Consider the following 13,328-nt stretch of genomic DNA (forward strand, 5'->3'; position numbering starts at 1 on the left):
ATATTCATCCACAAAGAGAAATTCAAACTGTGACTGATAGGTCTCCGCTATAACGTCATCTTCTAAGATTTTAATGGCATAGTGCTCTAAATCATTAAAATCCAGAACATTTTTAGAGTTCTTTAAGGCCATAAAGACTTCATCAAACGCCACAACCAGTGCCTTTAGCGCATTAAGTGCCTTGCTGAGCTTCTCAATTTCTTGGGTATAGCGTTCAAGTGATTTTTCCTTAAAGGGTGCTGATAAAGACTCATAAATACTCTTTTTAAGAAGTTTATCTCTAATTTGTGTTTTAACGGTTTCAATCAAGGCTTCATCCATATTGGCTTTTTCATCCTTCTTGATGGCCTTTAAGCGTTCAAATGAAAAGCTAAGTATAGATTCTTCCACCGCTTTCACGTTTTCAGATAAAATCGCATCATCAATGCGTTTAAACTGATTGTAATCCGATAATAAGGTCTCTCGATAAGGTAATGGTCCACCCGGCAATTGGCAGATTTCAAGTCCTTCTTCAATTAACTCAAAGGCCCCTTCGATTTTCACCTTGGCTTGTGCTATAAATAATTTGTTCCAAACCTGTCTTAAGGGATGACTTTCATCTGTATAAGCAGTCACTTGATCTTCAAGCCATTTAAACGGATAGGGTTGACTCATGATAAAACGATAAATTTGTTTGACCATCTCTCTCAGTTTTTGGTCCTCACGATTGCCACTGTAAGCCTCAACTACATAAATAAAATCTTCTGAATTTGCCTCATAGGCATTCTCAAATGCCAAATCAATGGCTTCTTCAATGAGTATGGCGCGTTCGGTCTCGTTAATCATCCTAAAACTTGGATCAATATTTACCTTTTGAAAGTGACGTCTAATAATATCCATACAAAAAGCATGAAAAGTTTTTATACTTGCCCTATTCAACACTCTGAGCTGGTCAATTAGAAAGGCCTTAAGAGATTCGTCGCTTTCAGTTTCGATCGCCTTTGAGATAGCCCCTTCTATACGTTCTCTCATTTCACCTGCTGCGGCATTGGTATAGGTTACAACCAAAATGTTTTGGATGGGAACACGTTGGTTGATGACGATCTGTATGATGCGCTCCACTAAGACCGCTGTTTTGCCTGAGCCTGCCGCAGCCGATACGAGCATGTCAGCATTTCTTAAATAGATTGCAGCTTCCTGGTCTCTAGTCCAACTTGGCATCTGATTTCTCCTTTACTTTTTCGATGATGCGATCCTGATCCATTTTGGGTAAAACGCGATATGAATTGCCTTCAAACTTAGGATCAAATTGGCAAAATGATTGGTATTCACATGAGTTGCACGCAATTCTACCTTCTGTTTGACAAGGTAAAGGTCTGATATCGCCCTCCAGTAGACTTTGTCCAATTTCTTGAATTTTTTCCTGCACATGATCAATCATGTGATAAAAGGTATCAAGTGGCAACACTTTAGAATCCTTTGTGAAAGCACCGTCTTTTTTATAGCTCACTTTCATCACAACGGATTTATTGTCTTCCATCAATGTGCGATCCATTTTTTCAAGAATTATGGGTTCTTCAAGGGCAATCCCATCAAGTCTTAATTGACTTTCAATCTGAGATTCTATGAGTTCAGACAAGGTCTGAGCAGATTGAATCATCGGGTCGTCTATCTTGAAATAGAAAATACCACCTGGCTTTAAGTCCTCAGCCTTAAAATAGTCTGGGTTGTCCAAACAGGCTTTTAAATAAACCATCAATTGCATCTGTAGACCATGATATATGTCTGAAAGAGATAAAGTCGTGCTTCCCGACTTATAATCTATTATTTTGACATAAGAAGATTGATCTGTTTCTAACAAGTCGACGCGATCTATGACACCTCTTATTAGAAGTTTTTCACCATTGCCTAGTTCTATGATCATAGGTGGTGCGCCAAAGCCCTCATCTGAAAAGGCCATTTCAAAGGCTATGGGTACAAAATCACCCTGCTTAAGTTGCTTGGTCAATGTCCAGATGGCCCTTTTGGAAACACGTTTTAACTTTTGAATGAGATACTGATATTGAAACTTTGTTTTAAAAATATCTTGATCCACCATCTCATCGACGATCTTTTCAATCATTTGATCGCACGATTTTTGGTCCAAATCTTGCCACACTAAATTCTGATCGTATACAGCTCTACCAAATTGCTCTAATGCACTGTGAAAGAGCAGGCCGACATCTGGGAAAGTAATCTCATAATGCTTGATGGCAATTGGCTTGATGCCATAGGATACAAAGTGTTTAAAAGGACACCACATAAATTGCTCCAGTCTCGAAACACTGGTTTTCATGGGCAAATCATAAAGGGCGTCCACCACTTTACGATTGATTTTATCCACGTGATTTTCATAATTTAGACCTTCAAGCAAGCGTTGGGCTTTTTCAGGCTCATTTTCAACATACCATTTGAATGCGGTTTCCCAATCCGGATGAACTTCATGTCCATCGGCAGACTTACGCATCTCAACAGCAAGGTGTTTCAAGGTCCCTTCCGCTGTTGCAATATAGAAGGGTTTTTCTTCAATATTCATATAAACAGCATCATGAGTTGGTTTTAAACTTGGAAAAATTTTAAGGACCTTGGGAATGAGATAAGAAGGCCTCAGGGCATTGCCATCATTATTGGTCAAAGCATAGCTCAAATAAATGTAGTCACTAGGTCTCGTTAGAGCGTTGTAGATATTGTAGTTTTCCTTGTCTGAAAACATCTTGCTGTCCAACAACAAATCATATCCCTTGGATTTTAGAAGCTCTTTCTCTTGTTCGGCAATTAACTGCTGGTCTCCACCCATTTCAGGCAATATGCCATCATTTATGCCCAAAATAAACAAGGCTTTGATGGGATGCGCTTTAGATCGATCCAATGACCCAATGAGAACCTGATTTTCGTAAAGTGGAAGCAAGCCTATTTCAGCATGTTCAAAACCAGTTTCAAGCAAGTCTATCACATCTGTAAGCGTCATCAATTCTGTCCCCAAGAGTTCAACAGTTTGATCAAAGGTTTCAATGACGACATTCCATATTTGAGCAAATAATTGGGCATAGTCATAAGCCATGCTTTCTATGAACTGATTGACCTCTTGGTCCATTTTTAAGGCAACTTCATTTAGGACAAGAAACTCATATACTTGTGCCAATAGGTTTTTAACCTCAATCTCCTTAGACGAATGCACACCTAGAAGGGGATGTAACTTTTCTAGAAGTTTTTCTCGAATGGCATTGACCTTTTCTAAATCGTAGCACCTAGAGCCTTTAAAGTTTTTTGTGAAAGGGGCTATATACTGACGCCCACTAATACCAAACTCGATAATATAATTTTCAAACAAGCTAATCTCACTTACGCTAAAATCTAAAAGTCCAGTCTTCAGCATACTCATGACATATTCTCGCTTAAACCTACTCTGTATCGTTTTAAGGCTATTAATTACCAAATGAACCAAGGGATGAGAGAGAATATCCATTTTTTGATCCATAAAAAATGGAATTTTATATTCTGTAAAAACCTGTTTGATGATGAACTCATATCCAGACAAGGCGTTTGTTACCACAGCAATATCCTTCCAATCATAATTTTGATCTCTGACCAAATTGATAATCTCGATAACTGCGTGTTCGACTTCATCTGTGATACTATTTCCACTGTGTAGCTTAATCCTATTTTGATCAGCAAGGTGACGCGCATAGGGATAATTGAGTATGTTTTCACTTAAATGTGTAATTAATGGATTAATATTGTCATGGTTCATTAAATACTGAACAGACTCAACTTGATTTTGATTTGCGATTTCTAAAACCTGTCGATGTAAATTAGCTGTATGTGTAAAAACACGATTTTCGCCAAAGGGAATCGTTAGAGTGAGGTGTTTACTTAATCTCATAAGGTGGTCTAAAATCTGATACTCAACCTTTGAAAAACTATCAAAGCCATCTACCCATACTTGAGCGCCTCTGATTTTAACAGATTGCGCCATACGGTCCAAAGCAAATTCGATGACATCCACTGAGTCCATATAACGTTCAGTCTTAGCTGCTTCGTACGCCGCCATTAAAAGGGATAAATCTTTTAGTTTCATGCTCAAGAGTGAGGTTTCATCCAAATCTGAAACGGCCCTTTGAATGGTGTTGACATCAACTAAACTGTGCTTCATTTCATCCAAAAAATCGTTGAACTGATTTAAGAAACCTTTTTTTTGACTGGCAGCTTTGTAATAGTTTAAGTTCGCCCCAGTCTGCTTAAATACTTTTCTCAGCAACATGGCTCTACCAAGTGTTGTGATTTCTTGATAAGGTGGCATTTCCACTTCGTTTAACAATTTATATATGAGTCGCTTGAAGCTTAAGATTTCCACACCAAGCAAACCTTCTTTTTGTATGTGCTTTAGGAGTTCTTTTTCGGTCTCTAATGTAAATTGTTCCGGTACCAGCAAGATTATTTTGTCGGAACATCCAATTTCAATTGCTTTCTTTATTTCTTCATATACCCTATAGGTTTTACCACTTTTTGCTTTCCCCATTAGAATTCTCAACATGATATTATCCTCCTAGCTTTAATTATAATTTTATAAAATGAATAATACAATAACCCAGCGTGTCTAAATCAAGTTAATATGTTATAATAACCTAAAATACAGGGGGAAAATGATGCAAAAAACTTTGTATTCATCGACTGGCTTAAAAACCATTGCCATCCTTGCAATGGTCATTGATCATATTGGTGCTGAACTCTTTCAAGAACTAGATTTTCTACGTGTGATCGGGCGATTAACCCTTCCTATAATGGCTTTTTTTATCGCCATCGGTTACGAGAAAACATCAAACTTAAAAGGCTATATTGGCAGAATCCTCTTTTGGGCATTTGTCAGCATATTGCCATATGCATATTACTTTCAAAGTGGCTATCAGAATGTCCTCTTCACGTTGGCGACTGGTCTATGCCTCCTCTGGGCACTTGATCACCTTAAGTCCAAAGACATTAAATACATCTTATGCTTAATAACCTGTTTATTGGTCACTCTTCTTCAATTTGATGGGTTCTTCTTAGCCATTGGCATGATATTAATTTTTAGATATTATAGAAACTCGCCAAGAAGGCTCTATATTAGCTTTATTGGACTTTTAATGGTTTATCAAGTCCTACTGCTCTATCTTCAGCCTGACTGGTCTGATCCCCAATTATGGGTTCAGAACGCTTCAATATTGGCTTTGCCACTCTTAAACAAGTATAATGGCACCAGAGGCCGTTTCAAACTGGGCTTTTATGCCTTCTATCCTTTACATCTTACGATACTTTTAACCATAAAAACTTTATTCTTTTAATGGGAGGTCATATGAGAAATCCATCTCATCCATTCAATCTTTTGCTCATAATTGTTACAGGCGTTCTCCTGTCTTCTTTGACCTATTTGTATGTATTTGAAGCTTACGCTTTTAACGACGCTTTTTATATTAAACACTTTGAAGCACTTGGTGTCCAAGATATCGTGGGTATCTCCACCTCGGATTTAGAGCATGTTACCACGGAACTGGTACGCTATATTGATACCGGTCAAGGTGATCTGCACGTTACAGCCACAATTGACGGTCAAAGCACAGCTTATTTTAATCCCAAGGAACAGGCACACCTTAATGATATTAAAATTTTAGTTAGAGGTGCACGTGCCATTAGAAACAAAATTCTGGGACTTACCGGTTTTTTATTCGTGGTTTGCATTTTCATCAACCTATCAAGTCTTTATAAAATATCACGTATTTTTCTAGCAAGTGCAATTTCGAGTATTGGTACCCTCATCGTACTTGGAATGATGTATCTCATGGATTTTGACCTTGCCTTTCGGAAATTTCACGAGATGGTATTCTATAATGATTTATGGCTTCTAGATCCCGCTAAGGATAGACTGCTTCAAATGATGCCTCTTGAATTTTTTATGACCTTCACCTTGTATTGTCTTGGGAGCGTTTTTTTCATTCAGGCAATTTTCCTATTAATTTTTCTAATCTTTCGAGGGTCAAGTCAAAGACCCAAAAGAATGTTCCGATGATATTAGGAACAAACACCATTTAACGAAAAACCTTGTTTTACCCCATATAACCGTATTTCGCAAGTTGATAACCCTTGCTCCAAGCTGGTTGAAAACTAATGATCTAAAAATATAAGGAGCTGAACTATAAATATGCCAAGATATTGGCCTTGCTATAGTTCAGCTCTTTTTTACGATTGTTCTATTCATTTTATTTTAATTATTTTGCCTTAATTACTAAGCTTACTACTCAATGGATACTCTGAACGCAATCAGGTTTCCAGTACAAACTCATCCTTTTCAGATGTTTTTTTTCGCCTTTTGTCCATGTACATGTTTTGATCCACTTGGTGTATCAACTCTTTGTAAGTAATCGAGGCATGCTCTTTATAGTTGTAGATCCCTAAGGATATATGATAATAAATCATGGCATCACTTTTTTCATCATGGAACATGAAAACAAACGCTTCGAGCTTCTTTTGAAAAGCCTCTGCCTGTTCTTGATTATCAAACAAAACACAGAACTCATCGCCACCATATCTAAAAACTCTATTTTCTATTCCCAGCAAACTCTTTATGATGGCTACAAAATCGATAAGAAGTGCATCACCAATCACATGACCATAGGCGTCATTAACCAACTTAAAGTCATCTAAATCTATGAATACTATGGAAAAAGCCTTTTGCCTGTTCAGTTTCATTTCAATCACTTCATCAAAATAATTCCGGTTAAAGGCATTGGTCATTCGGTCCACACTAAGTCTATGATTAAGTTCTTTTGCAGTTAGATTTGTAAGCATAGAACCCTGAGTTTGCAGAACAAAGAAACAAGTTACCACAAGACCAAATAAGCCATATGCCTCAAAAGCAAAAATCAAGGCCGTCATGATCATAAGATAACTGAAGCTATAAGTTACAAAATTTCTTGCTATAATATTTTTAAAATGATTTCTGTTGCTGTGCAAAGAAATTACCGTATAAGTAAGTATAATATTCAATAGGTTATAGACAAATATCAATAATAATAGGTCCATAATAAAATCAAAATTCGCTTGAATTTTATACTGATTGATGAACTTTTCTGCCAGTGTCACTAGAATAATATATTGAGAGACATTAAATAGCCATTTCTCATCAAAAATTTGTTTTGAACCGCCCTCTCTTTTTAAGATGACGAATTTACCTGCAGTCTCAAAAACCAAAATACTGATATAACACATTAAAAGCGGTTTATAAAACAATAAGAATAATGTCAATGGTGCTGTTAAAGAATGCTTAATTGAACTTTGACTAAAGAGATAATTGGTTTCAGAAATTGTACTTACCAATAGTATCAATAGAAAAGTAACATCCAATAAGCCGCCATCCATTGGCAACATTAATGATTTCACAAAAAACAGGGCTGCTAGCGCGATAATAGATAACATAAAAGGTCGAAAGAATTTGTTCATCGAATCACCACCTCTCGTGGTTGTCCAGATACAACCTTCTATATTATATATTTTATTTGCTTATATTTCCATATATAAAAACTTTTTTTCGTGACTTTTGAACTATTTCTATCCCGATAATTCATTTTTAACCCAATCATTAGTCCTAGTCAACGAGGGGAAGTGGGTTCTTAATGTAATTTCGTTTGCCAAACTTCTCTTTGTCCTCTTTCAATATTTTATGTGTGTTTTCTCCTAAATTAGTCCAATATTCGGGATCTACGCCCTGTGAAAAGGGACAAGATGACAAACATACACCACAGTCAGTACCAATGGTTTTCCACATCTTCATACATTTTTCCTGATTGACTTTAAAACCATAGTAGCCTTGGGGCTGGTCCTGAGATGGCCCACTATCAATGGCTTTGCTCGGACAATTTGTCGCACATTTATTACATTGATCACAAAACGAAATCATATCCGTCTCCATGACTTCATCTGGTATAAGTGGCAAATCAGTGGTGACAACACCAATTCTAACGCGCATGCCATAATCAGGTGTTATGAGTAGCCCTGCCCGGCCAATCCTTCCAAGACCAGCATCTTGTGCTACAATTGGCGCACATACGAGATAATCCATATCCATATTATTTTTGGCTTCATAGCCTAAATTTGCAATAAAAATAGACAACCATGCCCCTAAGAAGCCTAAGTCAGAATAAGCTTTAACGACTTCCATCATCTCCTCAAGTTGTGGGGCTCTATTGATCATGTCACGGTCCATCTCCTTGATAAAAACAATCCCATATCGATAAGGCTCCCCCACTTCCTGACCATAATTTTCAATTGTACGACCTCTATGTGAATAGTAGTGATGTGGCTTCATAAGTGTAATTCGAACATCAGATGCCCCAAGATAAGTGACTAATTTTTTTATTCTCATACTCATCACTTCAGGGTCTACTTCAATCGGATCACACTTTGCATCTTGCTTAGAAATCGTTTTGATATGATTCAAAAGCTCAAAGCCACTATCAGCAAAGGGCGAAAAAATCGGATCGAAGGTGGGCGTGCCTGGCGCATTGATGCCTGGCATGGCGCGAATAAGATCATCAATGGCTTGTTTTTCAGGATATCTTGAATAATAATCCTGATACATTTGGTCATTTTTAATATAGCGAATTCTCGAAAGCATGGTATCTCTTTCATCTATTTTCTTCATAACTAGCCCCCCTAAAACATCGTGCTATCATCTGAAAGATATTGGTTTTTCTTTTGATATTATCATAACATGTCTATAACCAAAGAAAAAGAACACGAGATCATTTTCGTGTTCTTTAAATAGACTTGAATCTTTCAAGTGTAAATTATATTAAATCATAGCCACTTATTTAGGACTACCTTCAACGACTTCTCTTACCTTGAAGCCTCTGTCTTCTAGTTTTTTTGCAATCACATGAATGTCTTGACCGACAATTCTTACTGAAATTTCTTGAATGCCCATGACCTCAGTATCGAAAAGGGCTATGTTGGTGATATTGCCACCATTTTTTGAAATTATCTCTGCAATTTTTGCGAGCGTTCCCTTAAAGTCGTCCGTTAAGATCGATAACTTTGGATCTTTTAAGCCATATACTTTTGTGATGACGCCAAAGAGTGATTTCTGTGTTAAAATGCCCTGAAATTCTCCAGCTTCATTGTTCACAGGTAAAAACCTGACTTTCTTATTAAAAAAGATTTCTGCTGCCTCTTCCACCAAGAGGTCTTGTGTAACACATTCTACTCTATTGTGAATAAACTCTTTCACTGGTCTTTGTAAAAAAGCATTAAAATCAGTTTGATTTTCTTTAAAGTAGGTTTCATAAATAAATTGTTTTGAAAGAAATCCAATGAACTTGCGGTCTTCTGCAACGGGTAAAGATAAAAAACCATTTTCCTCAATGAGTTCAAGTGCCTTTTGAGCAGTGTCTTTAGTCGATAGCACAATCAATTTGTTGGCTGGTGTCATAATAGCTCTAATTCTCATAATGTGTCTCCTTTCAAAAGCGACAAGATTTTCTTCACTATATTTATGCCCAATACTTTGGGTAACTAACATTTATAACAATTATTTAATACTTGTTTCGAAAGAAGTTTATTTTGTTAGCACTCTTTATTATCGAGTGCTAATTTTTACTTGACATTTGATGGTCAAAAGCCTATCATATTTTTAGAAAGTCATCAATAAAATGAATCGTTTTAGAAAAGGAGTGATTTTATGTCAATGGAAAAAGGAAATTTATCCATTCATAGTGAAAATATTTTCCCAATTATTAAGAAGTGGCTTTATTCTGATCACGATATCTTTGTGCGTGAGCTCATATCAAACGCAAGTGATGCCATCACTAAGCTGAAGCAACTCTCAATGATGAATGAAGCTAAAATAGAAGAAAATCCAAAATTTAAAATTGATGTTATGCTTGATGAGGCATCTAAAACAATTACGATTTCCGACAATGGCATCGGTATGACGGATGAAGAAATAAAAAAATATATCAATCAAATTGCATTCTCAGGTGCAGAGGATTTCTTAAATCAATACAAAGACAAATCTGACAAGGAACAAATTATCGGACATTTCGGGCTCGGTTTCTACTCGGCTTTTATGGTAGCTGAATCAGTAGAAATTCATACACTTTCATATAAAAATGACGCAAAACCAGTATTATGGCGTTGTGAGGGTGGCACTGAATTTGAAATGCAAGACGGTACACGTCAAACAAGAGGAACAGAAATCATCCTTAATGTTGGCGATGACGGCAAAGAATTCTTAAATGAATTCACTTTAAGAGAAACCATACAAAAGTATTGTTCATTCATGCCTTATGAAATTTACTTCACAGTGGTTGGCAAAGCACCTGAAACCGATGAAGACGGTCATGTCGTCATCGAAGAACCAAAACCACTTAATACGGTACTTCCCCTATATGCAAAATCACCAAATGATTGTACTGATGAGGAATACAAAGAATTTTATAGAACAACTTTCAAGGACTTTAGAGAGCCACTTTTTTGGATTCATCTCAATATGGACTATCCATTCAACTTAAAGGGGATACTCTACTTCCCAAAATTCAACACTGAATTTGACAGCTTAGAGGGACAAATTAAACTTTATAACTCACAAGTATTTGTAGCAGACAATATTAAAGAAGTCATTCCTGAATTTCTATTGCTGCTCAAAGGGGTTATCGACTGTCCAGACTTGCCACTTAATGTTTCAAGAAGCTTCCTTCAAAATGATGGCTTTGTCAGAAAAATCTCCAACTACATCACAAAAAAAGTTGGGGATAAACTCAACGGCCTCTTTAAGACAGAACGTGAAACATTTGAAGGCTTTTGGGATGATATCAACCCTTTCATTAAGTTTGGTGGCCTAAAGGATGAAAAGTTTTTCGAAAGTATTCAAAAGATCTACTTATTTAGAACCATATATGATAAGCATGTGACATTGGACGAATACCTTGAAAACTCTGAAGACAAAAAAGTCTACTATGTTACTGATAAATTGCTCCAATCTCAATATATCAATCTGTTTAAAGCACATGATCTCAATGCAGTCGTGTTAGAACACAGCATTGATACAGCTTTCATTTCACATATGGAAGCTAAAAACGAAGGCGTTAGCTTTACGCGCGTTGATTCTGATTTAACAGATCACATGAAAGAAGCTGATGAGACAATTGATCAAAATCACCTCAATGCCTTACAAACAGATTTAACTGGCGCTTTTAAAGCTGCCGTCGGTATGGATAAAATAACCCTTAAAATCGAAAACATGAAGGATGCCTCAATATCAAGCATGATGACACTTTCTGAAGAAGCGAGAAGAATGCAAGATATGATGAAAATGTATAGCATGGGCGGTATGGATCCTAACATGTTCAAGCCTGAGACAACCTTGTTGCTCAATCACAAGCATCCCCTTGTAAAATACCTTATGACACATATAAACGAATATAAGGAAGTTGTTGAAAAAGAAGTTCCTGTAGAATCAAAATCTGAAGAGACCCCTAGCGAAGAGACAAAAACCATTACAGAAACACATTATCACGTGGATGAAATGGGGACACTCATCATGGAACAACTCTACGATTTAGCATTACTCGCACATTCACAACTTTCACCTGAAGCTATGACAAAGTTCATCAAGAGAAGCAACACACTTTTATCAAAGTTGATATAAGTCACACACACACAATATAAAAGCTGGTCCTTACAGACCAGCTTTTGTATTGTTAGGGATTGTTTTATATAAAATATTCATTTATAATGATTTTATCTCAATTAATAGGAGCATAATATGAACTATCTTTTTCAATTTTCAATCTTGCTTTTTTTCTGGCTCTTAGGAGAAGGTGTGAGCCTTATTCTAAGTCAATTTATCCTAATTCCCGGTTCTATAATGGGTATGATCTTGCTCTTTATAGCCTTGAACTTAGGCATCATAAAAGAAGACCAGATTAAAGATACCAGTGATTTTCTACTCAAAAATATTGCATTTTTTTTCCTACCAGCAAGTATAGGTGTCATGGCCTATTTTACTTCTGATCTAATATCACTCGTGTCAATTGCCGTTATTTCAACAATTATTACCATGACAGTCACCATGCTCATCACCCAGTTGCTGACGAAAGGAGAATCATAAATGTTTTTCGATTCACCCGCTTTCGGAATCTTAATCACAATCATCGCCTACCAGATTGGTCTACATATCAAACAAAAAACAAAATCTGATTTGGCAAATCCGCTTTTACTTGCAATGATCATCATTATAGGTTTTTTGATGTTGGCCCATATCCCCTATGAACAATATAAAATTGGCGGCGATTTCATACACTTTTTTCTAAGTCCTCTAACGGTTGCACTTGGGTTAATGCTCTATCGACAAAGGCATATCATAAAAAAATATTTTTTAAGTCTCATGATCAGTATTTCTACCGGGATTATCACCTCTTATTTTATCCTCAAGCAATTAGGGACTTGGTTTGGCTTGGCAGATGATATCCTTTACTCCACATATCCAAAATCCATTACCACACCCATGGCCATCAGCCTAAGTCAAATCATTGGCGGACATTCTTCCATTACTGTGATTATGGTTATGCTTACTGGCATCACAGGTGCCTTTATAGCACCCTATATTATTAAAGTGTTTCCCTTTCTAAATCCAATCGCCGTAGGCATTGGCATAGGCACCTCTGCACATGCTGTAGGTACATCGAAGGCCCTAGAAATTGGCGAGACCGAAGGTGCACTCAGCGGTACAGCAATCGGTCTCTGTGGTATTTTAACGGTTTTATTTGTCCCAATTCTAGTAAAATTGTTCTAATAATTTTTGAACGTCATCTGGCGTTCTTTTTTTATGCACCAGGGGTTCGTTGATATGACCCATTCTTTCAATGAAGGTCGGTTTCTCATTCTTATATAGTATTCCAATTGGAATACCTTCATCGCCAAACTCAAGTGCTTTTTCAAAGGCCTTAACACGATCAGATGGGTCGAAATCTGCCTCAAGTTTATAAACGCGTTCCTTGTACCACTTGAAGGTGTTGACGTCATTGAAGGAAATACAAGGCTGAAGAACATCGATTAGAGCATATCCCTTATGTTCCATGGCAGCTTTGATCATACCCTTTAGATGTTCCTGATCTCCAGAAAAGCTTCTCGCTACAAAACTGCAGTCCATACTAATCGCCAATGCCACTGGGTTCAGGGCATCAGGTCTCATGCCATCCACCTGGAGTCTCGTCTTCTGTCCAAAAGCAGTCGTCGGTGATCCCTGCCCCTTAGTCAATCCATAAATTTGATTGTCATGG

11 protein-coding genes are annotated in these 13,328 nt (G+C 36.9%); 5 read left to right on the forward strand and 6 right to left on the reverse strand.

The window, feature by feature from the left end:
- Both AC220I_RS10910 and addB read right to left on the reverse strand, forming a co-directional pair.
- The coding region (locus tag AC220I_RS10910) for a UvrD-helicase domain-containing protein (RefSeq protein WP_486723861.1) at nt 1-1,200 on the reverse strand (1,200 nt) is incomplete at its 3' end.
- Complete coding sequence (gene addB / locus AC220I_RS10915) at nt 1,184-4,552, reverse strand: helicase-exonuclease AddAB subunit AddB (RefSeq protein WP_486723862.1); 3,369 nt, start codon at nt 4,550-4,552, stop codon at nt 1,184-1,186. The genes addB and AC220I_RS10910, both read right to left, overlap by 17 nt.
- Before the next feature lie 112 nt (nt 4,553-4,664).
- Here addB and AC220I_RS10920 point away from each other — a divergent pair, with 112 nt between their 5' ends.
- Together AC220I_RS10920 and AC220I_RS10925 are read left to right on the forward strand one after the other, a co-directional pair.
- Nucleotides 4,665-5,339 carry a TraX family protein gene (locus tag AC220I_RS10920; protein WP_486723863.1) on the forward strand — a complete coding sequence of 225 codons (675 nt, stop codon included), beginning with the start codon at nt 4,665-4,667 and terminating at the stop codon, nt 5,337-5,339.
- An 11-nt stretch (nt 5,340-5,350) separates the two neighbouring features.
- Nucleotides 5,351-6,061 carry a TIGR01906 family membrane protein gene (locus tag AC220I_RS10925; RefSeq protein ID WP_486723864.1) on the forward strand — a complete coding sequence of 237 codons (711 nt, stop codon included), beginning with the start codon at nt 5,351-5,353 and terminating at the stop codon, nt 6,059-6,061.
- Between the two features lie 251 nt (nt 6,062-6,312).
- Here the strand turns inward: AC220I_RS10925 and AC220I_RS10930 are convergent, their stop codons facing one another.
- The 3 genes from AC220I_RS10930 to AC220I_RS10940 form a co-directional block, all read right to left on the reverse strand.
- Nucleotides 6,313-7,467 carry a GGDEF domain-containing protein gene (locus tag AC220I_RS10930; RefSeq protein ID WP_486723865.1) on the reverse strand — a complete coding sequence of 385 codons (1,155 nt, stop codon included), beginning with the start codon at nt 7,465-7,467 and terminating at the stop codon, nt 6,313-6,315.
- A 169-nt stretch (nt 7,468-7,636) separates the two neighbouring features.
- Complete coding sequence (locus AC220I_RS10935) at nt 7,637-8,692, reverse strand: 4Fe-4S dicluster domain-containing protein (protein WP_486723866.1); 1,056 nt, start codon at nt 8,690-8,692, stop codon at nt 7,637-7,639.
- 165 nt (nt 8,693-8,857) lie between these two features.
- Complete coding sequence (locus tag AC220I_RS10940) at nt 8,858-9,496, reverse strand: CBS domain-containing protein (RefSeq protein WP_486723867.1); 639 nt, start codon at nt 9,494-9,496, stop codon at nt 8,858-8,860.
- A gap of 231 nt (nt 9,497-9,727) precedes the next feature.
- Between AC220I_RS10940 and htpG the strand changes: the two genes are divergently transcribed.
- From htpG to AC220I_RS10955, 3 genes are all read left to right on the forward strand, one after another.
- The gene (htpG, locus tag AC220I_RS10945; protein ID WP_486723868.1) at nt 9,728-11,695 is read left to right on the forward strand and encodes a molecular chaperone HtpG; all 1,968 of its coding nucleotides are present in this window, start codon (nt 9,728-9,730) and stop codon (nt 11,693-11,695) included.
- A 117-nt stretch (nt 11,696-11,812) separates the two neighbouring features.
- Entirely contained in the window at nt 11,813-12,157 is a 345-nt protein-coding gene (locus AC220I_RS10950) for a CidA/LrgA family protein (RefSeq protein WP_486723869.1), read from the forward strand.
- Nucleotides 12,158-12,841 (forward strand): LrgB family protein, encoded by a 684-nt coding sequence (locus AC220I_RS10955; RefSeq protein WP_486723870.1) that lies wholly within the window; start codon nt 12,158-12,160, stop codon nt 12,839-12,841.
- On the opposite strand, the gene AC220I_RS10960 is transcribed toward AC220I_RS10955, so the two are convergent.
- Nucleotides 12,824-13,328: thiamine pyrophosphate-dependent enzyme (locus tag AC220I_RS10960; RefSeq protein ID WP_486723871.1), on the reverse strand; the 505-nt coding region annotated here is incomplete at its 5' end. The genes AC220I_RS10955 and AC220I_RS10960 overlap by 18 nt on opposite strands.

This window comes from Fusibacter sp. (assembly GCF_057447755.1).

Coding starts and splice junctions, on each gene's coding strand:
- addB (WP_486723862.1), bottom strand. CDS start 4,552: ATGTTGAGAATTCTAATGGGGAAAGCAAAAAGTGGTAAAACCTATAGG.
- AC220I_RS10920 (WP_486723863.1), top strand. CDS start 4,665: ATGCAAAAAACTTTGTATTCATCGACTGGCTTAAAAACCATTGCCATC.
- AC220I_RS10925 (WP_486723864.1), top strand. CDS start 5,351: ATGAGAAATCCATCTCATCCATTCAATCTTTTGCTCATAATTGTTACA.
- AC220I_RS10930 (WP_486723865.1), bottom strand. CDS start 7,467: ATGTTATCTATTATCGCGCTAGCAGCCCTGTTTTTTGTGAAATCATTA.
- AC220I_RS10935 (WP_486723866.1), bottom strand. CDS start 8,692: ATGAAGAAAATAGATGAAAGAGATACCATGCTTTCGAGAATTCGCTAT.
- AC220I_RS10940 (WP_486723867.1), bottom strand. CDS start 9,496: ATGAGAATTAGAGCTATTATGACACCAGCCAACAAATTGATTGTGCTA.
- htpG (WP_486723868.1), top strand. CDS start 9,728: ATGTCAATGGAAAAAGGAAATTTATCCATTCATAGTGAAAATATTTTC.
- AC220I_RS10950 (WP_486723869.1), top strand. CDS start 11,813: ATGAACTATCTTTTTCAATTTTCAATCTTGCTTTTTTTCTGGCTCTTA.
- AC220I_RS10955 (WP_486723870.1), top strand. CDS start 12,158: ATGTTTTTCGATTCACCCGCTTTCGGAATCTTAATCACAATCATCGCC.